Genomic DNA, 26807 nt, shown 5'->3' on the forward strand with positions numbered 1-26807 from the left:
TCTGTCCCGGCCCGATCAGCCCGGAGGCGAAATGAGGGGACACGCGGGAGCGTGCAATGATTCAGCCGGATCACCCAGGCGCGGGGATGCAAGGGGCGCGCGCCTACGCGCCCCTTGCGCGGTGGCGGCAGCGGAGCCGCAGAAAGTGTGCGGGCGTATGCCAACGCAACAAACCCTGATCTCTATTAAAAATCTGCGTGAGCCAACGCAACAAACCCTGATCTCTATTAAAAATCTGCGTGAGCCAACGCAACAAACCCCGATCCCTATTAAAAACCTGCGTGAGCCAACGCAACAACTTCGATCCCCATTAAAAACCTGCGTATGCCAACGCAACCATCCCCGAGCCAAAAAAAGCGCCCCCGCAAGCCGTTGTGACCCTACGCGCCCCTTGCGCGGTGGCGGCAGCGGGGCCGCAGAAAGCGTGCGGGCGTATGCCAACGCAACCATCCCCGATCCAAAAAACGCGCCCCCGCAAGCCATTGCGCCCCCCGCGCCCCAAATAAAAAAGGCGCACTCCCCAAAGAGTGCGCCCAACAAACCTTCACCCCAAAACAGGGCAAAAATGAGGATAACTTAAAAACAAAAACTTACGCCGCAATAACCTGCTTAATTGCTGCCTTCGCCTCTTCCTGCGCTTTGCTGGCCATTTCCGGGCCGTAACCCATGCCTTCAGCGAACACGAACTCAACGTCGGTGATGCCGAGGAAGCCCAGGAACAGGGAGAGGTACGGGTTAACCAGGTCAGCCGGGGTGTCTTTATGGATGCCGCCGCGGGTGGTCAGGATCACCGCACGCTTGCCTTTCACCAGGCCTTCCGGGCCGTTTTCGGTGTAACGGAAAGTCACGCCGGCACGGGCGATCAGGTCAAAGTAGTTTTTCAGCTGGGTCGGGATATTGAAATTGTACATCGGTGCCGCCATAACGATCACGTCATGGGACTGCAGTTCTTCAATCAATTCGTTGGAGAGGGCCAGCGCCTCTTCCTGACGCGGGGTCAGCGGAGCGTCAGACGGGCGCAGCGCGCCGACCAGTTCACCATCCAGCACCGGTACCGGGTTAGCCGCCAGGTCACGCACGGTGATCTCATCCGTTGCGTGCGCTGCTTTCCACTCTTCGGTGAAGAAGTCAGCCAGTTGATTCGATTGGGAATAGGTTGCCAGGATGCTTGATTTCAGTACCAGAACTTTACTCATGGGTCATTCCTTAGTGTGTTAGCGCGGGGCAAGCGCCCGTTGAATGGTTGCTACTTTAGGGGCAAAGCCTCAACAGTAAAAGCGCAATATTTCGAGAGCTATGTTCGATTTTATTGAACAAGCCGCCAGGTGCCCCGCGCAGAGGGTGCCGGAGCAGGGCCGCCCTGTGCTACCATAAAACCAGCATGGCCCGCCAAAGCCGAACTCTTTCAGAATCAAGTGCCTCACCGGGCGCTTGCCAGCAACAAGGAACACCATTGTGAAATCTCCGCTCGCGGCATTGGCCGAGCAGCTACCGGATCTGATGCTCCGTGACCAACAGCGCCTGCAACGCCGTTTGCAGGGCGCGCGCAAGGTCAGTAACCCGCAGGCCCAGGAGGCGATCGCCGCCGAACTCAGCCAGGACATCGACGCCGCCCGCCAGCGGGTCGCCCAGCGTATGGCGGCACGCCCGCGCATCACCTACCCGGAAAACCTGCCGGTCAGCCAGAAGAAACAGGCGATCCTTGAGGCGGTGCGTGACCACCAGGTGGTGATTGTGGCCGGGGAGACCGGTTCCGGCAAAACCACCCAGCTGCCGAAGATCTGCATGGAGCTGGGGCGCGGCATCAAAGGCCAGATTGGCCACACCCAGCCGCGGCGGCTGGCGGCGCGCACCGTGGCCAACCGCATCGCCGACGAGCTGGAGACCACGCTCGGCGGGGCGATCGGCTATAAAGTCCGCTTTAACGACCAGGTCAGTGACACCACCCAGGTGAAACTGATGACGGACGGCATCCTGCTGGCGGAGATCCAGCAGGACCGGATGCTGATGCAGTACGACACCCTGATCATCGATGAGGCGCATGAACGCAGCCTCAATATCGACTTTATCCTCGGCTACCTGCGCCAGCTGCTGCCGAAACGCCCGGATCTCAAGGTGATCATCACCTCCGCCACCATCGATCCGCAGCGCTTCTCGCGCCACTTCAACAATGCGCCGATCATTGAAGTCTCCGGCCGCACCTACCCGGTGGAAGTGCGCTACCGCCCGGTGGTGGATGACGCAGACGACACCGAGCGCGACCAGTTGCAGGCGATTTTCGACGCGGTGGACGAACTGGGGCGCGAGGGGCCGGGGGACATCCTGATCTTTATGAGCGGCGAGCGCGAAATCCGAGACACCGCCGACGCCCTGAACCGGCTTAACCTGCCGCACACCGAGATCCTGCCGCTCTATGCCCGCCTCTCCAACAGCGAGCAGAACCGGGTGTTCCAGTCCCATTCCGGGCGGCGCATCGTGCTGGCGACCAACGTGGCCGAAACCTCGCTGACGGTGCCGGGCATCAAATATGTGATTGACCCGGGCACCGCGCGCATCAGCCGCTACAGCTTCCGCACCAAGGTGCAGCGGCTGCCGATTGAGCCGGTCTCCCAGGCCTCGGCCAACCAGCGTAAAGGGCGCTGCGGCCGCGTCTCCGAGGGGATCTGTATCCGCTTGTATGACGAGCAGGACTTCCTCTCCCGCCCGGCCTTTACTGACCCGGAGATCCTGCGCACCAACCTGGCGTCGGTAATTTTGCAGATGACCTCGCTCGGGCTGGGCGACATCGCCGCTTTCCCGTTTGTGGAAGCGCCGGACAAGCGCAACATCCAGGACGGCGTGCGCCTGCTGGAGGAGCTGGGCGCGATCCACACCAACGAGCGCGGTCATTACCAGCTCACCGCCCAGGGGCGGCAGCTCGCCCAGTTGCCGATCGACCCGCGGCTGGCGCGCATGGTGCTGGAGGCGCAGAAAAACGGCTGCGTGCGTGAGGTGATGATCATCACCGCCGCCTTGTCGATCCAGGACCCGCGCGAGCGGCCGCTCGACAAACAGCAGGCGTCCGATGAGAAACACCGCCGCTTTGCCGACAAAGACTCTGATTTCCTCGCCTTTGTGAACCTGTGGGACTACCTGAAACAGCAGCAAAAAGCCCTTTCGTCGGCCCAGTTCCGCAAGCTCTGCCGCAGCGATTTCCTCAACTACCTGCGGGTGCGCGAGTGGCAGGATATCTATACCCAGTTGCGCCAGGTGGTGAAAGAGCTGGGGCTGCCGGTCAACAGCCTGCCGGCGGAGTACCGCGAAGTGCATTGCGCGCTGCTGACCGGGCTGCTCTCGCACATCGGCCAGAAAGATACCGATAAGCAGGAGTTCACCGGCGCGCGCAACGCCCGTTTCGCCGTCTTCCCCGGCTCCGGCCTGTTCAAGAAGCCGCCGAAATGGGTGATGGTGGCGGAGCTGGTGGAGACCAGCCGCCTGTGGGGGCGCATCGCGGCCAAAATTGAGCCGGAGTGGATTGAGCCGCTGGCCCAGCACCTGATCAAGCGCAGTTACAGCGAGCCGCACTGGGAGAAATCCCAGGGGGCGGTGATGGCGACGGAGAAGGTGACCCTGTTCGGCCTGCCGATTGTGGCGGCGCGCCCGGTCAACTACAGCAAGATCGACCCGGCGCTCTGCCGCGAGCTGTTTATCCGCCATGCACTGGTGGAGGGGGACTGGCAGACGCGCCACGCCTTCTTCCGCGCCAACCTGAAACTGCTGGCGGAAGTGGAGGAGCTGGAGCACAAGTCCCGCCGCCGCGACATCCTGGTGGATGACGAAACCCTGTTCACCTTCTATGACCAGCGCATCGGCCATGAGGTGATCTCCGCCCGCCACTTTGACAGCTGGTGGAAAAAGCAGCCTGCCGATCTGCTCAACTTTGAGAAAGCGATGCTGATCAAAGAGGGGGCGGCCAGCATCAGCGCGCTGGACTACCCCAACTTCTGGCACCAGGGCAACCTCAAGCTGCGCGTCACCTACCAGTTTGAACCGGGCGCGGACGCGGACGGCGTCACGGTGCATATCCCGCTGCCGCTGCTGAACCAGGTCGAGGATCAGGGCTTTGAGTGGCAGATCCCCGGCGTGCGCCGCGAGCTGGTGATTGCGCTGATCAAATCCCTGCCGAAACCGGTGCGGCGTAACTTCGTCCCGGCACCGAACTACGCGGAGGCGTTCCTGGCGCGCACCACGCCGCTGGCGATGCCGCTGCTGGACGCGCTGGAGAAAGAGCTGCGCAAAATGACCGGCGTGACAGTGTCACGCGAAGAGTGGCAGTGGGATCAGGTGCCCGATCACCTGAAAATCACCTTCCGGGTGGTGGATGAGAAGAACAAGACGCTGCGCGAAGGCAAAGACCTGGCGGCGCTGCGGCAACAGCTGAAAGAGAAAGTGCAGGAGACGCTCTCGGCGGTGGCGGATGACGGCATCGAGCAGAGCGGCCTGCACCTCTGGAGCTTTGGCGCGCTGCCGGAGCGCTACGAGCAGAAGCGCGGCGGCTACCAGGTGCGCGCCTTCCCGGCGCTGGTGGATGAGAAAGAGAGCATCGGCATCCGGCTGTTTGACAGCGAACCGGAACAGCAGCAGGCGATGTGGCAGGGCACGCGCCGTTTGTTGCTGCTCAACATCCCGTCGCCGATCAAGTACCTCCATGAGAAGCTGCCCAACAAGGCCAAGCTGGGGCTGTACTTCAACCCTTACGGCAAGGTGCTGGAGCTGATCGATGACTGCATCGCCTGCGGCGTGGACAAGCTGATCGCCGAGTTCGGCGGCCCGGCATGGGATGAGGCGGGCTTCGCCCGGCTGCATGAGTTTGTGCGCGCGCGCCTCAACGAGACGGTGGTGGAGATCGCCCAGCAGGTTGAGCAGATCCTCACGGCGGTGTTCAACATCAACAAACGGCTGAAAGGGCGGGTGGATATGTCGATGGCGCTGGCGCTTTCAGACATCAAGAGCCAGATGTCCGGGCTGGTCTACCGCGGCTTTGTGACGCGCAACGGTTGGAAAAAGTTGCCGGATACCTTGCGCTATCTGCAGGCGATTGAGCGTCGTATGGAGAAGTTACCTACCGATCCGCACCGCGACCGCGCGCAGATGCTGAAAGTGGAGCAGGTGCAGCAGGCGTGGCAGCAGTGGCTGAACAAACTGCCGCCCGCCCGGCGTGAGGCCCCGGAGGTGACGGAGATCCGCTGGATGATTGAGGAGCTGCGCGTCAGCTATTTCGCGCAGCAACTCGGCACGCCGTACCCCATCTCCGACAAACGCATTTTGCAGGCTATGGAGCAGCTGAGCTAGCCCCGGCGCGCGGGTCGAGCGCCGCCAGCTGCGCCCGGATGGCCGTCACCGCCAGGGCGCGGTTATCCGCGCGGTAGCGATCTTCTGCTGAGGGGGCGGAGCTTTGCACCCCAATCAGCGCCCAGCCGTTTTTCCCCTGCTTCAGCAACAGCGGCGATCCGCTGTCGCCGGGCAGGGTGTCACACTGGTGCGACAGCACGCCGCTCTGCGCCCAGCCGGTAACCAGGCAGTCACGGTGGCTGTAGAGCGTCTCCAGATGATCTTCCGGGTAGCCCGCCTGCGTCACTTTGCGCTGTACGCCCTTGAGCGCAACGGTGAGTTCCTGCTGCGTCCCTTGCCAGAGCGGCAGCGGTTTCAGCGGCACCTTCGTGCTTTCCGGCAAACGGATCAGCGCGAAATCCCAGACTGCCGCTTTCGGCGGCACAATCCAGCCATCCCCCTCGGCTTTGAGCCTTTTGCCCAGCTCCTTGTTCACCAGCGTGTCGAGTTTGGTGTATTCATAGCGCCATTTGCCGCCTCGGCTGATAAAACGCAGCGCCACAGCGCGGTCGATCACCCCCGGCGGGGCGAGCACACAGTGGCCGGCCGTCAGCGCCAGATGGGGGGAGATCAGGGTGGCGCTGCACAGGTTGCCGCTCGCGGTCTCTACCTGGCCTATCGCCTGCCACGGCCAGTCGGCGGGGCGGGGCGGGCGGCTGCGATCGTCATGGCCGAAGAACAGCCGGGTTTGCTCACTTTCCGGGGCATCCGCCTGTGCCGACAGCGTACAGAAGCCCAATAAACAGACGACAACTAACGACATGCGCATAACAATCTGGCCTTGAAAGGGGAATATCCCTAGAGTTTTTATATAAGTAACTATAGCTGTATTCATCATCAGTATGAATTGGCACAGTTTGATTTTGCGAAGGCCCGCATTCACCGGCCTCACAGATAACAGCAGACGGCAATCAGGCCGCAAAGGAGCAGGGCGGCCAGGATAATTTCAAACAGGTAGCGGCGCAGCATCTCCATCCTGCCTTATCAACGGAACCGGATATAAAAACACCCGGCGTAAGCCGGGTGTCAGACGGTAAGTCGTGCCGATACCACAGAGGTAAGGCAGGGCCGTAAGCGGATACTAAGCCGGGCAGCGTACCCTGTCCGTGAGTGATTGGTGTCGGCGTGTAACCGAATGTACGGCGGGGAAAGTCTGAGCAATCAACGGGATAACGACTGGGATAATAAGCACGATTATTAGTTACAACATACCTAATATTCTTATTATATACACCCTCAGCATCAGTAAACGGGCCGGTTTCCCGGCCCGGCATCCATTACAGGTAGCGGCTTTCCAGATGGTGACGGAAATGCGCCGGGTTCAGCGGCTCCCCGGTGGCGCGGGTAATCAGCTCATCGGTAGAGAAACGGCTGCCGTGCTGCCAGATGTTCTGCTGCAACCACTGGAACAGGCCCGCAAGGTTCCCGGCGGCGATGTCCTGTTGCAGCGAAGGCATGGCGCGGTTCGCGGCCTGGAAGAGCTGCGCGGCGTACATCGCGCCCAGCGTATAGGTCGGGAAGTAGCCAATTGCGCCGTCCGTCCAGTGAATGTCCTGCATACAGCCGTTACGGTAATTGCCGCGGGTGTCCTGGCCCAGGTAGTGCTGCATCTTCTCATCCCACAGGGCAGGGATGTCATCAACTTCGATTTCACCCTCAATCAGCGCTTTTTCGATCTCATAACGCAGAATTACATGCGCCGGGTAACTCACTTCATCAGCGTCCACGCGGATAAGCCCGGCCTTCACGCGTTGGTTCAGGCGCAGGAAGTTCTGCTCACTCAGCGCCTCTTGTTCACCGAATGCGCTCACAACCAGCGGGCGCAAACATTGCAGGAACGGCGCGCTGCGTGCCAGTTGCATCTCAAACAGCAGGCTCTGGGATTCATGGATCGCCATCGAGCGGGCGAGGGCGACCGGCTGGCCGGCCCAGTCGCGCGGCAGGTTCTGTTCATAACGGGCGTGGCCGGTCTCATGCACGATGCCCATCAGCGCGGTGAGGAACTCTTCCGGGTTGTAACGCGTGGTGATGCGCACATCGTCCGGCACACCGCCGCAGAACGGGTGCGCGCTGACGTCTACCCGGCCGCCGTCGAAATTGAAACCGAGCAGCGCCATCACCTTCAGGCTCAGCTGCTTCTGGGTGTCGACGGCAAACGGGCCTTGCGGCGTCAGGCACGGCTCGGCGCGCTGTTTCTCCACCACCCGCTGCAACAGATCCGGCAGCCACTGTTTCAGGTCACCGAACAGGGTGTCGAGGCGGGCGCTGGTCATGTCCGGCTCATACAGGTTCAGCAGTGCGTCGTAGCGGCCCGTCCCGGCTGCCTCTGCGCGGATCGCGGCCTCTTCGCGGCTCAGGCGCACCACCTCTTTCAGGTTCGCGGCAAATCCCTGCCAGTCGTTGGCCGGCCGCTGGCTGCGCCACGCATGTTCGCAGCGTGCACCCGCCAGGGATTTCGCCTCCACCAGCGACGCCGGCAGCAGCACGGCGTTGTCATAGGCGCGCTGCATCTCCAGCAGGTTGGCGCGCGCCACCTCATCCAGCGTCTCCTGGTGCGCCTGCGCCAGCCAGTCCCCCACGTCCGGGGCCGTCAGGATACCGTGGCAGAGCACGCTCAGCTCGGCCAGCGCTTCGGAACGCGCCTGGCTGCCCTGCGGCGGCATCATGGTTTGCATGTCCCACCCGGCAATGGCGGAAAGGTGCCCGAAACGGGAGAGCCGGGTAAAGGTGCGTTGCAGGTGGGAATAAGCAGAAGTCATCGCGTTCTCCATATCAGTGGGTTCAAATCGGTAGGTTCTGTTGAAAAAGGCACTCAGTGCGGCCCGGCGGAGGGGCTGAGCGCGGGTTTCACCGGCCAGCAGAAGCGGAAACAGGCACCGCCCAGCGGGCTGGTCTCCACAAACACCCGGCCCTGGAACGCCTGCGCAATGGAAAACACAATCGCCAGCCCCAGCCCGCAGCCGCCGGTGGCGCGGTCACGGCTTGGGTCAAGGCGCACAAAGGGCTCGAAGACTTCACGGCGCGCCTCGGGCGGAATGCCGGGGCCATCATCCTCGACCTGCAGGCAGGCTTCGTCGCCGTTCAGCCAGAGGCTGATGCGCAGCCGCTGGCTGGCGTAGCGCAGGGCGTTATTGACCAGGTTATCCAGCACCCGCTCCATCAGCCGCTGGTCGATGGCGCCGTAATCGCCGCGGTGCGGCATCGCCAGCGTCACCTCCCGTTGCGGGTTGACGAGCTGGATGTCCTCGACCCGGTCGGCCAGCCAGGCGGGCAGATCCACCGGGTCGAGGTTCAGCGCCACCTGCGGGCGGTCGAGGCGCGCATAGGTCAGCAGCTCATCAATCAGCGACTCCAGCTGGCCGATGTCGCGGTTCAGCGCGGCCTGCTCGCTCTCTTCCAGATTATCACTCATCGCCAGCCGGTAGCGCAGCCGCACCAGCGGCGTACGTAACTCATGGGCGATGCCGTCAATCAGCTGCTTTTTGCTGGCGATCAGCGTGTTGATGTTGTCCGCCATCTGGTTAAAGGCGATGCCGAGCCGGTTCAGGCTGGAGGTGCTGTCAAAATGGGTGCGCTCATCGAGGTGCCCGGCCCCCAGCCGCTGGGCGGCTTTCTCCAGCTGCATCAGGTCGCGCCAGTGCGGCCGCATCCACAGGAACACCGGCAGCGCCAGCGACAGCCCGATAAACAGCAGCAGCGCCAGATCCAGCAGCCGCATCTCATGCAGGTAGAAGAGGTAAGGGATCGGCCCGACTACCAGCACGTAGTGGCTGCGCGGCACCCGTTGCAGGAAGGTGTATTCGTCATCCAGCGCCACAATCTCCCCCAGCCGCAGGCGGCGGTCGAGGTCTGGGCCCAGCGGGCGCTTGCCGAGCGGCTCAATATGCAGTTTGAATGAGAGGTTGAGATCGAGCGTGGTCAGGGTTTTGTTCCAGTCACGCATCGGGATCTCCCGCAGCTCGCTGCGCATCAGGTAGAGCGAGCTTTTCATCAGGTCATCCATCGACTGCCGCCCGGCGCGCTCTGCCGTGACTTTGTACACCAGCCCGACCAGCATCGCCATCACCAGAAAACAGACGAACAGCAACAGGAAAAACTGGATAAACAGCTTTCTCATGGTTGCGCCGTCTCCCAGGCGTTGGGGGCGAACAGGTAGCCTTTGTTGCGCACGGTTTTGATGCGGAACGGCTCCAGCGCGTTGTCATAGAGTTTGCGGCGCAAGCGGGAGATCGCCACGTCGATGCTGCGGTCCATGCCGTCATAACTCACGCCGCGCAGCGTCTTCAGCAGCGCCTCGCGGTCCATAATCTGCCCGGCGTGGGTGGCCAGCTCCCACAGCAGGTCAAAGTCAGAGGTGGAGAGGGTGATGGTCTCCGCGCCGAGCGTCACCTGGCGGTTCACCGGGTCGATGCAGAGCAGCCCGAAGTGCAGGGCGTTGCGCGAGAGCAGCGGCGACTCCTCGCGCGTGGGTTGCTGGCTGTGCTGGCGCAGGTGCAGCCGCAGGCGTGCCAGCAGCACTGCCGGTGGCGTGGTTTTCAGGATGTAGTCGTTGGCCCCCATCTCCAGCGAGAGGATATGGTTCATGTCGCTGTCCAGCGAGGTGAGCAGCACAATCGGGCCGGGAAACAGCGGCCGCAGGTCGCGGCAGAGCGTCATGCCGTCTTTGCCGGGCAGCATGATGTCGAGCAGCACCAGATCGGGCTGTTCGCGCTCAATCACCGCCTGGGCCGTGTCGCCGCGCGGCTCCACCACCACCTCAATATCATGTTTGCCCAGGTAGGCGGCAATCAGCTTGCCGACGTCCGGATCATCTTCAACGAACACTATTCTATTCATGGCGTTAATACAGGATAAGGAATTGATTGAGCGGAAGCCCAGCATAGCGCGTGCCGCCGGGGGATGCCACGCCACAATGGTAATAGGGTATGAGTGCCCGGGCAGCGGCGTAAATTATTCATGGTGCCAATGAATCATTACAGTTTATCCTGTTTTATGCATGGACTGTTGCTGGCAATCGCCCGGGTGAATATGCCATGATAAGCGCCGTACTTTTGAAACGTCTTTTCAATGAATTATTTCAAGGCCAGGCTCTGGCCAGGAGAGGAACCGGGGATGACGACAGATCGCCTTGCATCCGGTGCGGGCAGCGAACGCGTCTGCTTTAATTACATGGAGTATCTCTCTGCGTCGTGCAAGAAACAGTGGCGTTTCGTTGATGCGATTTATGGTGTCCTGCCTATTTTCGGCCTGGTGCTGAAATCCCGAGCGGCCCCGGCCCAGTCACGGCAGGAGCAGCTCAAGGAGCTGGCGTTGCAGGTGGTCTCCACCCAGGTCAGCGACGAGGTGAACGTTGCCCGGCTGATCCTGCTGGCACGGCAACAGGGGTTGCAGGCGGTGGACATCTGCCTCCCCTATGCACTGACGCCGGAACAGCTGGCGGTGGTGCGGGAAGAGTGTGAGCAGGAGGATGTGGTGCTGGTGCAGCACGGCGAATGCCTGACGGTGACGTTAACACCCGCCCGGCACTGAGCGCCCGGCATAAATAAAAAAAGGCCGTATCGGAAGATACGGCCTTTTTGTTTCACCAACGTGCGCAAAATCAGTGCATCATCATCCAGCCGGCAGGCAGGCTCGCCAGCAGCAGCAGGGCGATGCCCGACCACTCCATACGGTTCAGCGCCTTCGGTGCGGCATGGCCACGGCGCGCATACAGGAACACCAGCACGCCCGGCGCATAAAGCAGCACAGAGAGCAGCAGGTGCATCAGCCCGGAGGCGTAGAGCATCCACAAACCGTAGGCGCAGGCCCCGCAGGCGGCCAGCGTCAGGCGGCGGTCGTGACGCTGCCGCGCCAGTTTGAATAAGAATGCACCCACCAGCAGGTAAGGCACCAGAATCATCTCAGAGGCGATGGTCAACAGGTTGTTATAGTCGCTGCCGGTCAGCCAGATCAGCACCAGCGCCAGCTGTACCGAGCCGTTGGTCATCCAGAGCGACGGGGCCGGGGCACCGAACTGATTCTGCCCGTAGAAAATGCGCGGGAACGCCCCCTGTTCAGCGGCCAGCAGCGGCACTTCCGCCGCCATGATCGTCCAGCTCAGGTAGGCCCCGCACACAGACACAATCAGCCCGGCGGCGATAATAATCTGGCCGTAAGGCCCCATCAGGTCCACCATCAGCCCGGCCATGGACGGGTTGCGCATCTCAGCCAGCTCGGCACGCGGCAGCACACCCAGCGACAGCAGGGTAATCAGCAGGTAGACGCCGAGGGCGCTGACCACGGCCAGCATGGTGGCACGGCCGACGTCACGTTTGTTCTTCGCCCGCGCCGACACCACCACCGCGCCCTCCACGCCGATGAAGACCCACAGGGTAAACAGCATGGTGTCTTTCACCTGCTGCCACACCGGGGTACCCAGCGCCAGCCCTTTGAAGTCCAGCTTAAAGGTGTCGAATTTAAAGGCGAGGGCGGCCAGCACCACAAACAGCCCCAGCGGCAGCAGCTTGCCCAGCGTGGCGGCCATATTGATCCCGGCGGCAGTCTTCACGCCGCGCAGCACCAGCGCATGCACCCCCCACAGCAGGATGGATTCACCAATCAGCGCCTGCCAGGTGTTGCCGTCGCCGAAAATCACGCTGCCCGGCGAATCGGTAAAGAAGCTCACCGCCGCAAACACGATCACCAGATAGGAGACGTTGGCGATCACCGCGCAGAGCCAGTAACCCCAGGCGGAGCAGAAGCCAATCAGCTCGCCGAAGCCCTCTTTGGCATAGGTGAAGATGCCGCCGTCGAGATCCGGCCGCAACCGGGAGATCAGCAGCATCGCCAGCGCCAGGAACAGAATGCCGACGCCGGTGATGCCCCAGCCGATCAGCAGGGCGGCGGGGCTGGCGACTGCCGCCATATTTTGCGGCAGGCTGAAGACCCCGGCACCCAGCATTGAGCTGAGCACCAGGGCGGTGAGTGCGGTTAACCCTAATTTTTTTTCCAATGTCCTCTTCCAAATGCAGAGTAAATGACCAGGTGTTAATTTCAAGTCAGCACAATGTTGATGTGTTGCTTGCTTATGTCGGGGGATTGCCCTGAAAAAGTGGGCAGATTTTACGGAGTGATGCCGGGGGATGCAATGCGCGCCGCATAAAATTATGCAGGCGATCCGCATAAATAAACAGGCCCTGGGCGGGCAGGCTGCGGAAAAGCCAATAAAAAAGGCAGCCGGGGCTGCCTGGTACGCAGGGGGGAGAATTATTTGTAAATGTCGGCGCTGATGGTCAGGTTGCCGCCGCTCTGGTTCTGCTCCCATTGGCGGGTAATGTGGTAGAACTTGGCCCCCTTGGCCGCAGCCCGCTTGGCGACTTCCGAGGAGATGTCGGTCATGCTGCCGAAGTGGCCGGTAAAGGTCACGGAGTCAAACGGCACCATCTGCGCGGCAGTGGCGTTGTTCAGCTCCTGGATTTTGTTGCCGTCCGGCAGGGTCACGGTATAACGCTCACCGGTAGAGGACTGGGTCTCGAAGAAACGGCCCACCTCACGGCTCGGGGTGCCGGAGGAGGCGACGCCCGGGATCTCCACCTGTTTCGCCGCTGCGCCGCCGGTCGCCAGCGCGGCTTTGCCCGCTTCCGAGTTCGCCGGGATCACATCCGGGCTCTGCACTTTGCGTTCTTTGGCGTCTTTCTTATAGACATAGGCGGTGATGAACTGGTTGCCGCCCTGGTTGGCGTCGATCTGGCGGATGATGAAGAAGGCGTCGGCATCTTTCTTCTTCGCGGCCTTGGAGACGGCGTCACTGATGTCCGGCTGGCTGCGGAAGAAGCCGCTGACGGTCACGGTGTCATAAGGCTCCAGGCGGTAGGCTTCCGGTTTCGGCAGCTCGCGTACCCCGTTGAATACGCGGTATTCCGGCTTGCTGGTGTCCGTGGCGTCGTTGTGGTAGAGGTCAGCCGTCACCCGCCAGTTGCCGCCGTTATTGCTATTATTGATGTCCTGGATATAGAAGGCATCGGCCCCTTGTTTGTCCGCCTTGCGTGACACGGCGGCCGCCGCATCATTAATGGCGTTGAACCGCCCGCTGAGAGTGATGCGGTCAAACGGTTTCAGGGCTGCGGCTTTCTCTGGGGTAAGTTCCTGCGCGGCGTGAGCAGCAGAGAGCGCAGAAATTGAAAACAGGGCTGATGCGATAATCGTGTTCTTCAGCTTCATAATAAATCCTTTCGCCTTGCGCATTTACATAAGAAACGTGCTGACTTCTTGTTATGTAACAGTAATGTATAACAAAACAGCGACAATTATGACATGTAAACAGGATGGGTGTCTCAGCTATTTATGTTACCGGCCACTGACCGCGGCTGCGGCCGTGCCGGGCACCGCCTGCAGGCTAATGCCGATTAGTTTTGCGTATAACGCAATGTGCTGCATAAGCATTAATAATTAACACTCTTCTTACTTGCGGGCAGGCCGCGCACGCTGCCGGGCGGCGCGGCAGTGTAGTCAGTGGGTAATAGTTTGCAAATTTTTAGACAAAATGTTGCGTTTATTTGAAAAGAAAATCGCAAAAAAGCGTGCTGCCTTCCATTTTTAACAAAAAATCCGCGCCCGGCCGGGCGATTGATAGATCATAAGTCACAGATTCAGTAGGTTATATCGGTTCTGTAACGGGTTATTCCGCGACCAGGCGGACATTTCCCGCCGGGTGGAAACGTGCAACGGCACGGTAACAATCCCCTCTACAACATCCTCACGGTAAAAGGATCATTATGCGTATTGGTGTACCTAAAGAGCGGGCGGCCAATGAAGCCCGGGTGGCCGCCACACCGAAAACGGTGGAGCAGCTGCTGAAACTGGGGTTCAGCGTGGCGGTTGAACAGGGCGCGGGGCAGGCCGCCAGCTTCGGGGATCAGGCGTTTCAGGAAGCGGGCGCGCTCGTCACAGACGGGGATGACGTCTGGCACTCGGAAATCATCCTGAAAGTGAACGCGCCGGATGCCCGCGAAGTGGCGCTGCTGCAACCGGGCACCACGCTCATCAGCTTCATCTGGCCGGCACAGAACCCGGAACTGCTGCAACAGCTGGCGGAACGCCGGGTCACGGTGCTGGCGATGGACTCGGTGCCGCGCATCTCGCGGGCGCAGTCGATGGACGCGCTCAGCTCGATGGCCAACATCGCCGGTTACCGCGCGATTGTAGAGGCCGCCCATGAATTCGGCCGCTTCTTTACCGGCCAGATCACCGCGGCAGGCAAGGTGCCCCCGGCAAAAGTAATGGTAATCGGTGCCGGCGTGGCCGGGCTGGCCGCCATCGGCGCGGCGGGCAGCCTGGGCGCTATCGTGCGCGCCTTCGACACCCGCCCGGAAGTGAAAGAGCAGGTGCAGAGCATGGGCGCGGAGTTCCTGGAGCTGGATTTCCAGGAGGAGGCGGGCAGCGGTGACGGTTATGCCAAAGTGATGTCTGAGGCCTTTATCAAGGCGGAGATGGCGCTGTTTGCCGCGCAGGCGCAGGAGGTGGACATCATCGTCACCACGGCGCTGATCCCCGGCCGCCCGGCCCCGAAACTGATCACCCGTGAGATGGTGGCCTCGATGAAGCCCGGCAGCGTGATTGTTGACCTGGCGGCGCAGACCGGCGGCAACTGTGAGCTGACGGTGGCGGATCAGATTACCGTAACGGAAAACGGCGTGCGCATCATCGGCTATACCGATTTGCCGAGCCGCCTGCCGACCCAGTCCTCCCAGCTCTACGGCACCAACCTGGTTAACCTGCTGAAACTGCTCTGCAAAGAGAAAAACGGCGAGGTGGTGATCGACTTTGACGACACAGTGATCCGCGGCGTCACGGTCGTGAAAAGCGGGGAGATCACCTGGCCGGCCCCGCCGATCCAGGTCTCCGCCCAGCCGAAAGCGGCGGCCGCTGTGGAACCGCAGGCTGCCGCGCCGCAGGCACCGGCCTCCCCGCTGAAGAAATACCTCCTCCTGGCGATCGCCGTGATCCTGTTTGGCTGGCTGGCCAACGTCGCCCCGCGGGAGTTTTTGTCACACTTCACTGTGTTTGCGCTGTCATGCGTGGTGGGCTACTACGTGGTGTGGAACGTCAGCCATGCGCTGCACACCCCGCTGATGTCGGTCACCAACGCCATCTCCGGGATCATTGTGGTGGGGGCGCTGTTGCAGATCGGCCACGGCGGCTGGGTGACCTTCTTCTCCTTTATTGCCGTGCTGATTGCCAGCATCAATATCTTCGGTGGCTTCACCGTCACGCAGCGCATGCTGAAAATGTTCCGGAAAAACTAAGAGGTCATATATGTCTGAAGGATTAGTCACTGCAGCATATATTGTTGCCGCTGTGTTGTTTATTTTCAGCCTTGCCGGGCTGTCAAAACATGAAACCTCACGCCAGGGGAATATTTTCGGCGTCACCGGGATGGCGATTGCGCTGATCGCCACCATTCTCGGCCCCGATACCGGCCACGTCGGCTGGATCATTGTGGCGATGGTGATCGGCGGGGCGATCGGCATCCATCTGGCGCGCAAAGTCGAAATGACGGAAATGCCGGAGCTGGTGGCGATTTTGCACAGCTTCGTCGGGCTGGCGGCGGTGCTGGTGGGCTTTAACAGCTACCTGGACCACGGCGGCGCGCCGATGATGCCGGTGATGGAGAACATCCACCTGACCGAGGTCTTCCTCGGGATCTTTATCGGCGCGGTAACCTTTACCGGCTCGATTGTGGCCTTCGGCAAGCTGCGCGGCAAAATCTCCTCCAAACCGCTGATGCTGCCGAACCGCCACAAGCTGAACCTGGCGGCGCTGGTGGTTTCGGCGATGATGCTGATCATCTTTGTGCGCACCGACAGCGCCGGCTGGCAGGCCTTTGCGCTGCTGGTGATGACGGTGATTGCGCTGGCGTTCGGCTGGCACCTGGTGGCCTCTATCGGCGGTGCGGATATGCCGGTGGTGGTGTCGATGCTGAACTCCTACTCCGGGTGGGCGGCGGCGGCGGCCGGTTTCATGCTGAGCAACGACCTGCTGATTGTCACCGGGGCGCTGGTCGGCTCCTCCGGTGCGATCCTCTCCTACATCATGTGCAAGGCGATGAACCGCTCGTTTATCAGCGTGATCGCCGGGGGCTTCGGCACCGACGGCGGCTCCACCGGTGAGGCGGAAGAGATGGGCGAGTACCGCGAAACCACGGCGGAAGAGGTGGCCGAGCTGCTGAAAAACTCCACCTCGGTGATCATCACCCCCGGCTACGGCATGGCGGTGGCACAGGCGCAATACCCGGTGCATGACATCACCGCCAGACTGCGCGCACGCGGCATCAAGGTGCGTTTCGGCATCCATCCGGTGGCCGGGCGCTTGCCGGGGCATATGAACGTGCTGCTGGCCGAGGCCAAAGTGCCGTATGACATCGTGCTGGAGATGGACGAAATCAATGAGGATTTCAGCGACACCGACACCGTGCTGGTGATCGGCGCGAATGACACAGTCAACCCTGCCGCGCAGGAGGACCCGCGCAGCCCGATCGCCGGGATGCCGGTGCTGGAGGTGTGGAAAGCGCAGAACGTGATTGTGTTCAAACGCTCGATGAATACCGGCTATGCCGGGGTGCAGAACCCGCTGTTCTTCAAGGAAAATACCCAGATGCTGTTTGGCGATGCCAAAGAGAGCGTGGACAATATCCTGCGGGCGCTGTGACGGGTAACCCGGCCGCCAGTCGGCGGCCGGAAATGCGGTGCTGAACAGGCCGGAGAAAGCAAAAAACAGAAAACAAAAGGGTCGCCGCGGCGACCCTTTTTTATGGCGGCTCCCCTCAGGAAACCGGGTTGTTTTCGCTGGGTGGGGTAGGTTCCGCCGTCGGCATTTTCGGTTCCTGCTGCTCCGCTTCCAGCGGGCAGACGAAATCGTCCGGTTTCAGCGCCAGCAGGTCACATTTCAGGTGATCGATCACATGTTCTGTGGTGTTGCCGATAAAGGCCGCCGAAATGCCGGTGCGCCCGATGGTGCCCAGCACCACCACGCCCGCCTGAAGGTGCTCGGCCAGATCGGGAATGACCTCTTCCGGCAACCCTTTCTCGACGTGGGTGCGCTCTTCGCCCAGGCCGAATTTCTGCCGCAGGCTTTTCATCGCCAGCAGGTGCTGGCCGCGGATCGCGTCGTTATAGACGGTCGGGTCAAAGTCCGGCAGCTCAATCGCGATGTTAATTGGCGTCACCGGGTAGGCCCCCACCAGATGCACTTCGGTCTGGTTGACGTTTTGGGCCAGCGCCAGCGTCTCGCTGACCAGCTTCAGGTTCAGCGGGTCGTGGTACGGCTCCTCACTGGAGAGGTTCACCGCCACCAGCGCCTTACCGCCTTCCGGCCACGGCTGGTCTTTGACCATCCAGACCGGGCAGGGGCATTTGCGCAGCAGGTTCCAGTCGGTCGGGGTGAAGATCACCGACTCCAGCCGGTCGTGCTGGTGGGTCATCTTCAGCACCAGATCGTGCTTTTCCGCCAGCACTTCCTGGATGATCGCTTCATAGGGGCGGTTGTGCCACACCACCTTGATCTCGATCGGGACCCCGGCATCAATATAGTGACGGCACTGCTCACTGATCCAGGCAGCCCGCTGGCTGATTACGCCCTGACGCATGGCGGTCCGTTCATCAGGCGAAAGCAGGGTGGTCATTTCATACGAGAAATCATAAATGGACAGGAAGGCTTTGATGCGCCCGCCATTGTGCTGCACCAGGTAGACCGCGCGCCGCAGCGCAGGCTGGTCATCCTGGTTGGGGTCAATTGCCACCAGCAGATGTTGATAATTCGCCATAAGGTCCTCCTCACAGAGCTGTAAAATACAGACTGTCAGCATACAGCGTAACTCAACATTCGAGAACAAGACAGGCGGAGAAGTGAGTCGGATCAATAAATTGCTTGAATTTATTGATCCCGACCAATAGACAACTTACGGCGTTAACCGCCGGGGGAAATCAGGCGACCTGGCGCGGGTTACCGGCCAGTTGCGCCAGCGCTTCGCCATTCTCGATAGTGATGTATTTGCCTTTCACACTGAGGATTTCGCTCTTCTGGAAGCGACCCAGCAGGCGGCTGATGGTTTCCACCGTCAGGCCGAGGTAGTTGCCGATGTCACCGCGCGTCATGGTGAGGCGGAACTCACGCGGCGAGAAGCCGCGCTGGGCAAAGCGGCGCGCCAGGTTATAGATAAAGGCGGCCAGCCGCTCCTCGGCGTTTTTCTTCGACAGCAGCAGGATCATATCCTGGTCGCCCTTAATCTCGCCGCTCATCAGGCGCATCATCTGCTGGCGCAGGTTGGGCATTTTGCCGGAGAGGTCATCCAGGGTTTCGAACGGGATCTCGCACACCATGGAGGTCTCCAGCGCCTGGGCAAAACTTGGGTGCTGGTGGGTGCCGATGGCGTCAAACCCTACCAGATCGCCCGCCAGATGGAAGCCGGTGATCTGCTCGTCGCCCTGTTCAGTGATGGTATAGCTTTTGATGGTGCCGGAGCGGATGGCGTAAAGCGATCTCAGCTCGTCGCCTGCCTGAAACAGCGCCTGTCCTTTCTGAATCGGCTTCTTCCTTTCGATAATATTATCGAGCTGATCGAGTTCATGTTCGTTCAGGGTAAAGGGGATGCACAATTGGCTGATGCTGCAATCCTGACAATGGATAGCACAGCCGCCGGACTGGATACGTCGAATGATTCGCTGTTTTTCTGGGATCATAATAGTCGCTCAGGCAAGAATTGATATTGGTCAATTTTACCATCTTTTATGGTCACTGATAAGCCACCCGGGAGGCGGCGTATGTCAAAAAAACCAGACACAGCACGGAGTTAGCTATAGGCACATGAAAATAAAGACTTATTTTACATAGGGAAATAACAGATAGATCTCACTGGCGTTATTTTGTGCAAACAAAACGTGACACCGCCCACAAAAAAGAAAAGAAAAGGGCGGTGCGCCCGCAGAAAACCGTGCCGGCATGCACTTCATCAGAATTTAAATTTAACTTAAAGCAAGCTTAACTGTTGTTTGTGCTGAGGCACGAGGTAACCCGTCGCGCCCTCATGCTGCAACAGCCACTGCTTGCGGCTGACGCCCCCGGCGTAGCCGGTCAGTGTGCCGTTCGCGCCGATCACCCGGTGGCAGGGCACCACGATGCTGATCGGGTTTGCGCCGTTGGCGGTGCCCACTGCGCGCGAGGCACCGGGCACGCCAAGCTGCTGCGCCAGTGCGCCGTAACTCAGGGTCTGCCCGCACGGGATGGCACGCAACGCGGCCCAGACCCGCCGCTGGAAGTCGGTGCCGCCGGTGGCCACCGGCAGGGATTCAATCACCCCCAGCTCGCCGCTGAAATAGGCCTCCAGTGCCGTTGCCAGGCCGTGGGGGTTCACCGTTTCACGCAGCACAAACCCCGGTTTGCCGTAGTGCAGCGCCAGCAGCCGCTGCATCCGCCCCTCAAACTCCTGCCACTCCACGCTGCGCAGGCAGCCCTGTTCATCCGCCACCACCAGCAGCTCACCGAGCGGCGTTTCCATTTTCCCGATTAACAGTGTCAGCACGGTCACTCTCCTGAATGCGCTTTTCAAACCCCGCTACAGTGTACCGCCCGGCGGCCAATGCGCCAGCCCCTGCGCCGCGGTTCATGGCCCGCAAGCGCATTGCCGCGGCTTTTCCTGTGCAATCGGGAGCTGCATCACACATTGCGGTTGCGCAGCAGATTTTTTCATACGGGCAGCGGATTTCCCTCTAAATTCCTGCCGGCCGCCTGCGTATGTTAGTCAGCAGATAACGGTATATGACCCGGCACGCACCGGCCGCCAGGCGGGTGCAGGCCCGGTCGCGCGCAGCGGCATGTGGTTACCGCCGGATCAATAATGACAATAAAGGAAGGGCATCATGTTCAGGGCAAGCACACATCCTTTGATGAATAGAAATTACCTTATGAGTTGTCTGTTCTTTTTCTTCTTCTTTATTTGCTGGGGTGCCTGTTATCCCTATTTATCCTTATGGCTGACCGACACCCTCGGCGTGGATTACAGCGATGTCGGGCTGGTTTACTCATTTACGGCCGTGGTGTCGGTCTGTATTCAGCCGCTGTTTGGTTTTGTTTCTGACCGTTTGCGTTTCCGCAAAAATTTAATGTGGATGCTCGCCATTATTATGGTGCTGTTTGCGCCTTACTGGATTTTGGTGTTTGCCCCGCTGATGAAATATAACGTTTTCCTGGGCGCGCTGGCGGGCGGTATTTATATCGGGTTTGCGTTTGGTGCCGGGTGCGGTGTCTGCGAAGCCTATATTGATAAAGTCAGCCGGATGAGCGGGTTTGAATTTGGCCGCGCCCGGATGTTCGGCGGCCTGGGGGCGGCGTTCGGCACCTTTATGGCCGGTGAGCTGTACGGCATCAACCAGGATTACATCTTCTGGATGGCGTCACTGGCAGGGCTCGCGCTGCTGGCGGTGGTCTGGCTGACCCGCCCGGAAGCGCCCGGTGCCCTGGCGGGGCCGGGCGGCGAGGCGCGCAAAATCACCCTGGCCGACGTGGCTGAGCTGTTGAAAATGCGCCGCTTCTGGTTCTTCGCCCTCTATATGGTGGGCGTGGGGGCGGTGTATGAAACCTACGACCAGCAGTTCGCCATCTACTACAGCCGGTTCTTTGCCACCAAGGCCGAGGGGGCCGCGGTATTCGGCTACCTCTATACCGCGCAGATCTTCCTTGATGCCGTGGTCATGTTCTTTGCCCCCTGGTTTGTGAATAAAATCGGCCCGAAAAATGCGCTGATCTATTGCGGCCTGATCATGAGCCTGCGGATTGTCGGCTCCGCCTACGCGGTCGGCCCGGTGAGCATCAGCGCCGTGAAAATGCTGCACGGCTTTGAAAGCTCCGTTTTCCTGGTGGCCGGGCTGAAATATATCGGTGCCAATTTTAATGCCGCCGTTTCCGCCACCGTCTATTTAATTGGTTTCCAGTTTTCCAAGCGCTTCAGTGAAATATTCCTCTCCAGCGTGATTGGGAAAATGTACAGCACCCTCGATTTCCGCGACACCTATATTATCCTCGGCGTGATTGCCCTGGGCTTTACCCTGATCTCCTGCGTGACCTTATCGTCCATGCGGCAGCCGGTGGTCAGGAATATGGTCTCCGGGTAGTGGGGTTGCCCGGTAAATATCGCGTTGTCTGCTTACTTTATTATTGCTAACAGGGAGAAGTCACCATGAGCAAACTCTATTACGGCGTCGCCTATTATGATGAATATATGCCCGCCGACCGGCTGGCGCAGGATATCGCCATGATGCGTGAAGCCAATATCAATGTGGTGCGGATTGCGGAATCCACCTGGAGCACGCTGGAGCCGCGCGAGGGGGAGTATCATTTTTTCCATATTGACCGGGTGCTGGATGCCATGCACGCGGCGGGGATCGCAGTCATCATCGGCACCCCGACCTACGCCATCCCGGCCTGGCTGGCGCGCAAATACCCCGGCATCATGGTGACCACCCCGGAAGGGCAGCAGAAGTATGGGCGGCGGCAGATCATGGACATCGTTAACCCCGATTTCCTGCGCCATGCTGAAATCATCATCCGTACGCTGCTGGCGCATGTGAAAGACCACCCGGCGATCATCGGCTACCAGGTGGACAACGAAACCAAGCACTACGATAACTGCGGGCCGGTGATGCGCGAGAAGTTTATCCGCCATATGCAGGAGACTTTCGGCGACACTGACGCCATGAACCGCGCCTGGGGGCTGGACTACTGGAGCAACCGCATCGACGACTGGCAGGATTTCCCGCCGCCGGAATCGACCATCAACGCCAGCCTGGCCTGTGCCTTTTCCCGCTTCCAGCGCCGCTGCGTCACGGAGTATCTGGCGTGGCAGGCCGCGCTGGTCAACGAGGTGCGCCGCCCGGACCAGTTCGTCACCCAGAATTTCGATTTCGAGTGGCGCGGCTACTCCTACGGCGTGCAGCCGCGGGTCGACCACTTTGCTGCCGCCCGGGCGATGACCATCGCCAGCGTCGATATTTACCACCCCTCCCAGCGCCACCTGACCGGCAAGGAGATCGCCTTCGGCGGCGACATGGCGCGCGGCATGAAAGGCGGCGGCAACTATTTTGTGATGGAGACCCAGGCGCAGGGCTTCGCGCAGTGGACGCCGTTCCCCGGCCAGCTGCGCCTGCAGGCCTTCAGCCACCTGGCCTCCGGGGCCGTCATGGTCTCCTACTGGCACTGGCACTCGATCCACAACTCGTTTGAAACCTACTGGAAAGGGCTGCTCAGCCACGATTTCGCTGCCAACCCAACCTACCGCGAAGCGGCGACGATTGGCGCGGATTTCCGGCGGCTGGCCCCGCACCTTGCAGATCTGCGCGTCACCAATGACGTGGCGATACTGGTCAGCAACGAGGCGATGGACGCCTTCAACGCCTTCAAACCCCAGGGCACCGAAGGCAACGCCTACAACGATGTGGTGCGGCGCTTCTATGATGCCCTGTATGAAGAGAATATCTCCGTTGATATTATCAATGACGTGAATGACTCGAGCGCCCGGTATAAATTGATTCTGATCCCGGCGCTTTATGCGGCCGAAGACGCGCTGCTGCACCGCATCAACGCCTACGTGGAGGCGGGCGGCAAGGCGTTGATCGGCTTCCGCTCCGGGTTCAGTGATGAGCATGTCAAAGTGCGCACCTGCGTGCAGCCGGGCATTCTCAGCCGCTGCTGCGGCGTCCGTTACAGCCAGTTTGTCCTGCCCGATGGTGCGGCCCTGCGCGGCGCGGCGTTGCCATTGGCGGGCAGTGCCACACAGGCGGAGATGTGGATGGAGCTGCTGACGCCGGAAGGGGCGGACGTGCTGGCGTACTACGACCACCCGGAATGGGGCAGCTATGCGGCGGTGACAGAGAACCGCTACGGCCGCGGCACCGCGATCTATGTGGGCTGCCTGCCGCACGGCGACCTGATCAAAACCCTGGTGCGGCGGCTGGGCGGGGAAGCGCTCTGCTCCCGGCAGTCGGCGCAGGGGTTCCCGCTGGTGGTGCGCGGCGGCCTCAACCCGGCCGGGGAGCGGGTGCGCTACTGCCTGAACTTCTCCGGCGAGCCGCAGGCGGTCACCGGCGTCACCGGGCGCGACCTGCTCACCGGGCACGACGTGGGCGGCAACTGGGATCTGCCGCCGTGGGGCGTGGCGATCGTTGTCTCTCAACCATAAACCGATAACAGAAGGGAACAGGGCAGATGGAGAACCCGGGGGCGTTTAATTTCCTGCGCCATTCACCGCTGATGAAAAATTTCAGTTTTCACGCCTATCTGGTGGCGGGCTTTACCCCGATCACCACCGGCAGCGTCCTGGATGATCTCATCAACCGCCCCAAGGGCATGAAGGGCTATATCCTGAACCTGACGCTGACCGGCAAAGGCGATGTGGAGACGCACGGCATGCGGGAGCACTGCCTGCCGGGTGACATGTTGCTGTTCCCGCCCGGTGCGCCGCACCACTACCGGCGCGCCGCCGACAGTGACAGCTGGGACCATGTGTGGGTCTATTTCCGCCCGCGCCCCTACTGGATCGACTGGCTGGACTGGAACCAGCCCGGCCAGGGGGTGAAGCGGCTGCGGCTGCCGGGGGCGCAGGCCGCGGCGGAGGTGATGGCACTGTTCCAGGAGATCCTGACCTTCAGCGACAGCGGCGGCCACCTCTCCGAGGCGCTGGCGATGAATGCGCTGGAGAAGCTGATTCTGCGCTGCCAGCAACTGCTGCCGGCGCAGCCGGTGCCCGCCTGTGACCCGCGCATCGCCGCAATTTGCCAGTACCTGAATGAAAACCTCGACCAGGAGGTGAAAATTGAGGCGCTGGCGCAGCGGGTTTACCTGTCACCGTCGCGGCTGGCGCACCTGTTCCGGCAGGAGCTGAATACCACTATCCTCTGCTGGCGCGAGGCGCAGCGGGTCAGCCGCGCCAAGAGCCTGCTGCAAATCAGCCAGTTACCGATTGCCACCATCGCCCGGATGGTGGGCTATGAAGACCAGCTCTACTTCTCCCGCCTTTTCCGCAAGCATGTGGCGCTCAGCCCGACCCAGTACCGCCAGCAGTTTGATGAGAGTATCCAGGTGCGCAGCGCCTGACGCCCATAAAAAATGCCGGTCAGCAGCCTGACCGGCATTTCTGTTTACGCGTCTGGTATCACGCGCCGCCGTTTAAGGCGGGCAGGCTGATGGCCTACACGTCACCCGCGTTGTCTTTTTCCACCGCGTCGTAGATGCGCTCCAGCATGTCTGGGAAGGCGGACTGGATGCGGCTCCAGCTCGGGATAAACGGCTTCTCGCTCGGCGTGTCCGTGAAGGCGGCACCCGCTTCCATGATGGCGTTGGAGAACATCTCCACCGCAGACTCTTCACTGTGGCGGTCGAAGGTCAGGCCGTTCATGCGCGCGTCGTGGTCGAAGTCATCGATCATATCCAGCGCGGTGCGGTAGTAGGTGGCGCGCAGTACGCGGAACGATTCGCTGGTGATCGGCACGCCCAGGATCGCCAGTTTGCGGTAGAGCGCCTTAGTGATGTCGATGCTCATGCGTTGCAGGCCGGCGGTGGCGTCATCTTCTGACATCGGCTGGTGCTTGTGGTCGTAGTTGTCGGCGATGTCCACCTGGCAGATGCGCTTGGTGGAGGTGGTGCGGTGCAGCTCAGACAACACGCCGATCTCCAGGCCCCAGTCGCTCGGGATGCGCAGGTCATTCAGCACATGGGTGCGCATGGCGAACTCGCCGGAGAGCGGGTAGCGGTAGCTGCGCAGGTACTCCAGGAAATCGGAGCGGCCATAGACGCGCTCCAGGGATTTCAGCAGCGGGTAGACCAGCAGGCGGCCCACGCGGCCGTTGAGTTTGCCGTTCGCCACGCGGGCGTAGTAGCCCTTACAGAAGTCGTAATGGAAGTTCGGGTTGGCGATCGGGTACATCATGCGCGCCAGCATCTCACGGTTATAGGTGACAATGTCACAATCGTGCAGGCCCACGGCGGTGGTACGGCGCGAGGCGAGGGTGTAACCCACGCAGAACCAGACGTTACGGCCTTTGCCCGGCTCCTGCGGCGAGAGGCCCTCTTTGGCCAGCTCTTCGTCCAGCGCTTTCAGGCGCGGGCCGTCATTCCACAAAATGCGGTGGCGCTGCGGCAACCGGCTGAAAAACTCACGGGCAAACAGGAACTGATCGCGGTCAGCGCGATCCAGGCCGATAACGATCTCTTCGAGGTAGTTCACCTTGCACAGCTCATCCACGATGTGCGTCAGCGCCGGGCCTTCCAGCTCAGAGAACAGGGAAGGCAGGATCAGCCCCATAGAACGGCGGCCTGAGAAGACCTGCAGGTCATACTCCAGCTCCTCCAGCTTGCGGCGGGAAAAGTTATGGAAGTTGGTAATCACACCGTCCTGATAAAAATCGCTCATAAACTCTCCACTTTTAGAATAAATAGATGTATTGGGATCGGCGGGCAGCGCGTGGCACCCGCGGTGCCGGTAGTCCGTTACCCAAAACGCATCGCCTGAAAAAGCCCGCCTGAACAGAACAGCGTAGCCCCGGAAAGGCAGTTACGCCCTCAGGCCTGCCCGCTTTTGTGAATAAAATGGTCCAGCCCCTGCTTCCAGCCCTGCGGGCCATAGAGCGTAGTGCGGAAAACCCGGTCATGTTGCTCGTTGGCCAGCGGCATCGGCTGGTCATGGTGCCCGCGGATCACCACCGCGTGGTCCACCGCCTCCAGCATTGAGAGGTCGTTCGGCCCGTCGCCCAGCCCGATGGTCACCATCGGGTGGCCGCGCAGGCGGCGGTACTCCCCGGCCAGCCACTGCACCGCCTGGCCTTTGCTGACGCCCGCGCCCATCACATGCCAGAAGCGGCCGCCGCGGGTCAGCATCAGCCCCTCCTGGTTGAGGTAGCCCTCAAACCGTTTCAGGTCACGCTCGTCACCGAACCACACCAGCGGCTCGGAGCCTTCACGCGCCATCGCCAGCCGCGCCTCGTCCGGCTGCAGCCCGGTCCAGTCCGCCACCTGGGCGGCGTCGACGTCGCCAAACCCACGGCACTCAAAATCATAGCGCAGCCGCAGGGCATCGATGATTTTTCGGATTTCGCCATACTCCGCGCCGAACACTTTGCGCGGCCAGGCGAGGTGGTCACCCCAGCTCTCCGGCAGGGCGATCACCGCGCCGTTCTCCGCGATAAAGGGCACATCGGTGAGGTTCAGCGCCTGTTGCAGCGCCGTGACTTCCGCCGCGGTCTTGCTGGTGGTGATCACCACCGGCACCTGATGCTCCGCCAGCCGGGTCAGCCAGCCTTGCGCAGGCTTCCAGCTGTAATCGTCGTGATCCAGCAGGGAGCCGTCCAAATCGGTAAAAATAAGCAGTGAATTATCCAGATACGGCATTGTCGTTCCCCAAATCATGGTACAGATCG

General features: G+C 61.0%; 20 protein-coding genes. 7 read left to right on the forward strand and 13 right to left on the reverse strand.

Annotation, left to right across the window (positions count from 1 at the left end; all coding sequences use genetic code 11):
• Positions 1-590 precede the first annotated feature (590 nt).
• Positions 591-1196, reverse strand: coding sequence for an FMN-dependent NADH-azoreductase (locus CYR32_RS18980; RefSeq protein WP_101826689.1), 606 nt, complete (start codon positions 1194-1196; stop codon positions 591-593).
• Between the two features lie 259 nt (positions 1197-1455).
• Here CYR32_RS18980 and hrpA point away from each other — a divergent pair, with 259 nt between their 5' ends.
• The gene (gene hrpA, locus CYR32_RS18985; protein WP_101826690.1) at positions 1456-5331 is read left to right on the forward strand and encodes an ATP-dependent RNA helicase HrpA; all 3876 of its coding nucleotides are present in this window, start codon (positions 1456-1458) and stop codon (positions 5329-5331) included.
• Here hrpA and CYR32_RS18990 read toward each other — a convergent pair.
• The 5 genes from CYR32_RS18990 to rstA all read right to left on the reverse strand — a co-directional run bounded on the left by CYR32_RS18990 (position 5312) and on the right by rstA (position 10206).
• The gene (locus CYR32_RS18990) at positions 5312-6139 is read right to left on the reverse strand and encodes a trypsin-like serine peptidase (RefSeq protein ID WP_101826691.1); all 828 of its coding nucleotides are present in this window, start codon (positions 6137-6139) and stop codon (positions 5312-5314) included. The two genes, hrpA and CYR32_RS18990, sit on opposite strands and share 20 nt — an antisense overlap.
• A gap of 119 nt (positions 6140-6258) precedes the next feature.
• Positions 6259-6345, reverse strand: a complete 87-nt coding sequence (ydgU, locus tag CYR32_RS22150) for a small membrane protein YdgU (RefSeq protein ID WP_479415230.1) — start codon at positions 6343-6345, stop codon at positions 6259-6261.
• A gap of 302 nt (positions 6346-6647) precedes the next feature.
• A complete protein-coding gene (locus CYR32_RS18995) occupies positions 6648-8129 on the reverse strand; it encodes a carboxypeptidase M32 (RefSeq protein WP_165698278.1) in 1482 nt (493 codons plus the stop codon).
• 53 nt (positions 8130-8182) lie between these two features.
• Positions 8183-9487 carry a two-component system sensor histidine kinase RstB gene (gene rstB, locus CYR32_RS19000; RefSeq protein ID WP_101826693.1) on the reverse strand — a complete coding sequence of 435 codons (1305 nt, stop codon included), beginning with the start codon at positions 9485-9487 and terminating at the stop codon, positions 8183-8185.
• Entirely contained in the window at positions 9484-10206 is a 723-nt protein-coding gene (rstA, locus tag CYR32_RS19005) for a two-component system response regulator RstA (protein WP_101826718.1), read from the reverse strand. The genes rstB and rstA overlap by 4 nt, the downstream gene beginning before the upstream one ends.
• 276 nt (positions 10207-10482) lie before the next feature.
• Here rstA and CYR32_RS19010 point away from each other — a divergent pair, with 276 nt between their 5' ends.
• Positions 10483-10899, forward strand: a complete 417-nt coding sequence (locus tag CYR32_RS19010) for a hypothetical protein (protein ID WP_101826694.1) — start codon at positions 10483-10485, stop codon at positions 10897-10899.
• Between the two features lie 70 nt (positions 10900-10969).
• Here the strand turns inward: CYR32_RS19010 and CYR32_RS19015 are convergent, their stop codons facing one another.
• Together CYR32_RS19015 and ydgH are read right to left on the reverse strand one after the other, a co-directional pair.
• Positions 10970-12361, reverse strand: coding sequence for an amino acid permease (locus tag CYR32_RS19015; protein ID WP_101826695.1), 1392 nt, complete (start codon positions 12359-12361; stop codon positions 10970-10972).
• A gap of 254 nt (positions 12362-12615) precedes the next feature.
• Entirely contained in the window at positions 12616-13569 is a 954-nt protein-coding gene (gene ydgH / locus CYR32_RS19020; RefSeq protein WP_101826696.1) for a DUF1471 family protein YdgH, read from the reverse strand.
• A gap of 554 nt (positions 13570-14123) precedes the next feature.
• On the opposite strand from ydgH, the gene pntA reads away from it, so the two are divergent.
• Both pntA and pntB read left to right on the forward strand, forming a co-directional pair.
• Positions 14124-15653, forward strand: a complete 1530-nt coding sequence (gene pntA / locus CYR32_RS19025) for a Re/Si-specific NAD(P)(+) transhydrogenase subunit alpha (RefSeq protein ID WP_101826697.1) — start codon at positions 14124-14126, stop codon at positions 15651-15653.
• A gap of 10 nt (positions 15654-15663) precedes the next feature.
• Positions 15664-17055 carry a Re/Si-specific NAD(P)(+) transhydrogenase subunit beta gene (gene pntB, locus CYR32_RS19030; protein WP_101826698.1) on the forward strand — a complete coding sequence of 464 codons (1392 nt, stop codon included), beginning with the start codon at positions 15664-15666 and terminating at the stop codon, positions 17053-17055.
• A 115-nt stretch (positions 17056-17170) separates the two neighbouring features.
• On the opposite strand, the gene uspE is transcribed toward pntB, so the two are convergent.
• The 3 genes from uspE to ogt all read right to left on the reverse strand — a co-directional run bounded on the left by uspE (position 17171) and on the right by ogt (position 19924).
• Positions 17171-18169 (reverse strand): universal stress protein UspE, encoded by a 999-nt coding sequence (gene uspE, locus CYR32_RS19035; protein WP_101826699.1) that lies wholly within the window; start codon positions 18167-18169, stop codon positions 17171-17173.
• Positions 18170-18329: 160 nt separating this feature from the next.
• Positions 18330-19085 (reverse strand): FNR family transcription factor, encoded by a 756-nt coding sequence (locus tag CYR32_RS19040; RefSeq protein ID WP_101826700.1) that lies wholly within the window; start codon positions 19083-19085, stop codon positions 18330-18332.
• Between the two features lie 287 nt (positions 19086-19372).
• On the reverse strand, positions 19373-19924 hold the full coding sequence (ogt, locus tag CYR32_RS19045) for a methylated-DNA--[protein]-cysteine S-methyltransferase (protein WP_101826701.1): 552 nt from the start codon (positions 19922-19924) through the stop codon (positions 19373-19375).
• Positions 19925-20288: 364 nt separating this feature from the next.
• Between ogt and CYR32_RS19050 the strand changes: the two genes are divergently transcribed.
• From CYR32_RS19050 to araC, 3 genes are all read left to right on the forward strand, one after another.
• Positions 20289-21512, forward strand: a complete 1224-nt coding sequence (locus CYR32_RS19050; RefSeq protein WP_101826702.1) for an oligosaccharide MFS transporter — start codon at positions 20289-20291, stop codon at positions 21510-21512.
• A gap of 65 nt (positions 21513-21577) precedes the next feature.
• On the forward strand, positions 21578-23575 hold the full coding sequence (locus CYR32_RS19055; RefSeq protein WP_101826703.1) for a beta-galactosidase: 1998 nt from the start codon (positions 21578-21580) through the stop codon (positions 23573-23575).
• A 26-nt stretch (positions 23576-23601) separates the two neighbouring features.
• Positions 23602-24489: an arabinose operon transcriptional regulator AraC gene (gene araC, locus CYR32_RS19060; protein ID WP_101826704.1), complete on the forward strand. Its 888-nt coding sequence runs from the start codon at positions 23602-23604 to the stop codon at positions 24487-24489.
• A 94-nt stretch (positions 24490-24583) separates the two neighbouring features.
• On the opposite strand, the gene CYR32_RS19065 is transcribed toward araC, so the two are convergent.
• A complete protein-coding gene (locus CYR32_RS19065; protein WP_072929785.1) occupies positions 24584-25804 on the reverse strand; it encodes a glycosyltransferase family protein in 1221 nt (406 codons plus the stop codon).
• Between the two features lie 149 nt (positions 25805-25953).
• Positions 25954-26778: a mannosyl-3-phosphoglycerate phosphatase-related protein gene (locus tag CYR32_RS19070; protein WP_101826705.1), complete on the reverse strand. Its 825-nt coding sequence runs from the start codon at positions 26776-26778 to the stop codon at positions 25954-25956.
• Between the last annotated feature and the right edge of the window lie 29 nt (positions 26779-26807).

This window comes from Chimaeribacter coloradensis, assembly GCF_002858715.1.
GTDB lineage: Bacteria > Pseudomonadota > Gammaproteobacteria > Enterobacterales > Enterobacteriaceae > Chimaeribacter > Chimaeribacter coloradensis.

Bases quoted from the DNA above. Each gene is read 5' to 3' on its own strand.
- rstB (WP_101826693.1), bottom strand. From the start codon at position 9,487: ATGAGAAAGCTGTTTATCCAGTTTTTCCTGTTGCTGTTCGTCTGTTTT.
- CYR32_RS18980 (WP_101826689.1), bottom strand. From the start codon at position 1,196: ATGAGTAAAGTTCTGGTACTGAAATCAAGCATCCTGGCAACCTATTCC.
- CYR32_RS19065 (WP_072929785.1), bottom strand. From the start codon at position 25,804: ATGAGCGATTTTTATCAGGACGGTGTGATTACCAACTTCCATAACTTT.
- araC (WP_101826704.1), top strand. From the start codon at position 23,602: ATGGAGAACCCGGGGGCGTTTAATTTCCTGCGCCATTCACCGCTGATG.
- ydgH (WP_101826696.1), bottom strand. From the start codon at position 13,569: ATGAAGCTGAAGAACACGATTATCGCATCAGCCCTGTTTTCAATTTCT.
- CYR32_RS19050 (WP_101826702.1), top strand. From the start codon at position 20,289: ATGAATAGAAATTACCTTATGAGTTGTCTGTTCTTTTTCTTCTTCTTT.
- CYR32_RS18995 (WP_165698278.1), bottom strand. From the start codon at position 8,129: ATGACTTCTGCTTATTCCCACCTGCAACGCACCTTTACCCGGCTCTCC.
- uspE (WP_101826699.1), bottom strand. From the start codon at position 18,169: ATGGCGAATTATCAACATCTGCTGGTGGCAATTGACCCCAACCAGGAT.
- CYR32_RS19055 (WP_101826703.1), top strand. From the start codon at position 21,578: ATGAGCAAACTCTATTACGGCGTCGCCTATTATGATGAATATATGCCC.
- pntA (WP_101826697.1), top strand. From the start codon at position 14,124: ATGCGTATTGGTGTACCTAAAGAGCGGGCGGCCAATGAAGCCCGGGTG.
- pntB (WP_101826698.1), top strand. From the start codon at position 15,664: ATGTCTGAAGGATTAGTCACTGCAGCATATATTGTTGCCGCTGTGTTG.
- CYR32_RS19010 (WP_101826694.1), top strand. From the start codon at position 10,483: ATGACGACAGATCGCCTTGCATCCGGTGCGGGCAGCGAACGCGTCTGC.
- CYR32_RS19070 (WP_101826705.1), bottom strand. From the start codon at position 26,778: ATGCCGTATCTGGATAATTCACTGCTTATTTTTACCGATTTGGACGGC.
- CYR32_RS19040 (WP_101826700.1), bottom strand. From the start codon at position 19,085: ATGATCCCAGAAAAACAGCGAATCATTCGACGTATCCAGTCCGGCGGC.
- CYR32_RS18990 (WP_101826691.1), bottom strand. From the start codon at position 6,139: ATGCGCATGTCGTTAGTTGTCGTCTGTTTATTGGGCTTCTGTACGCTG.
- ydgU (WP_479415230.1), bottom strand. From the start codon at position 6,345: ATGGAGATGCTGCGCCGCTACCTGTTTGAAATTATCCTGGCCGCCCTG.
- rstA (WP_101826718.1), bottom strand. From the start codon at position 10,206: ATGAATAGAATAGTGTTCGTTGAAGATGATCCGGACGTCGGCAAGCTG.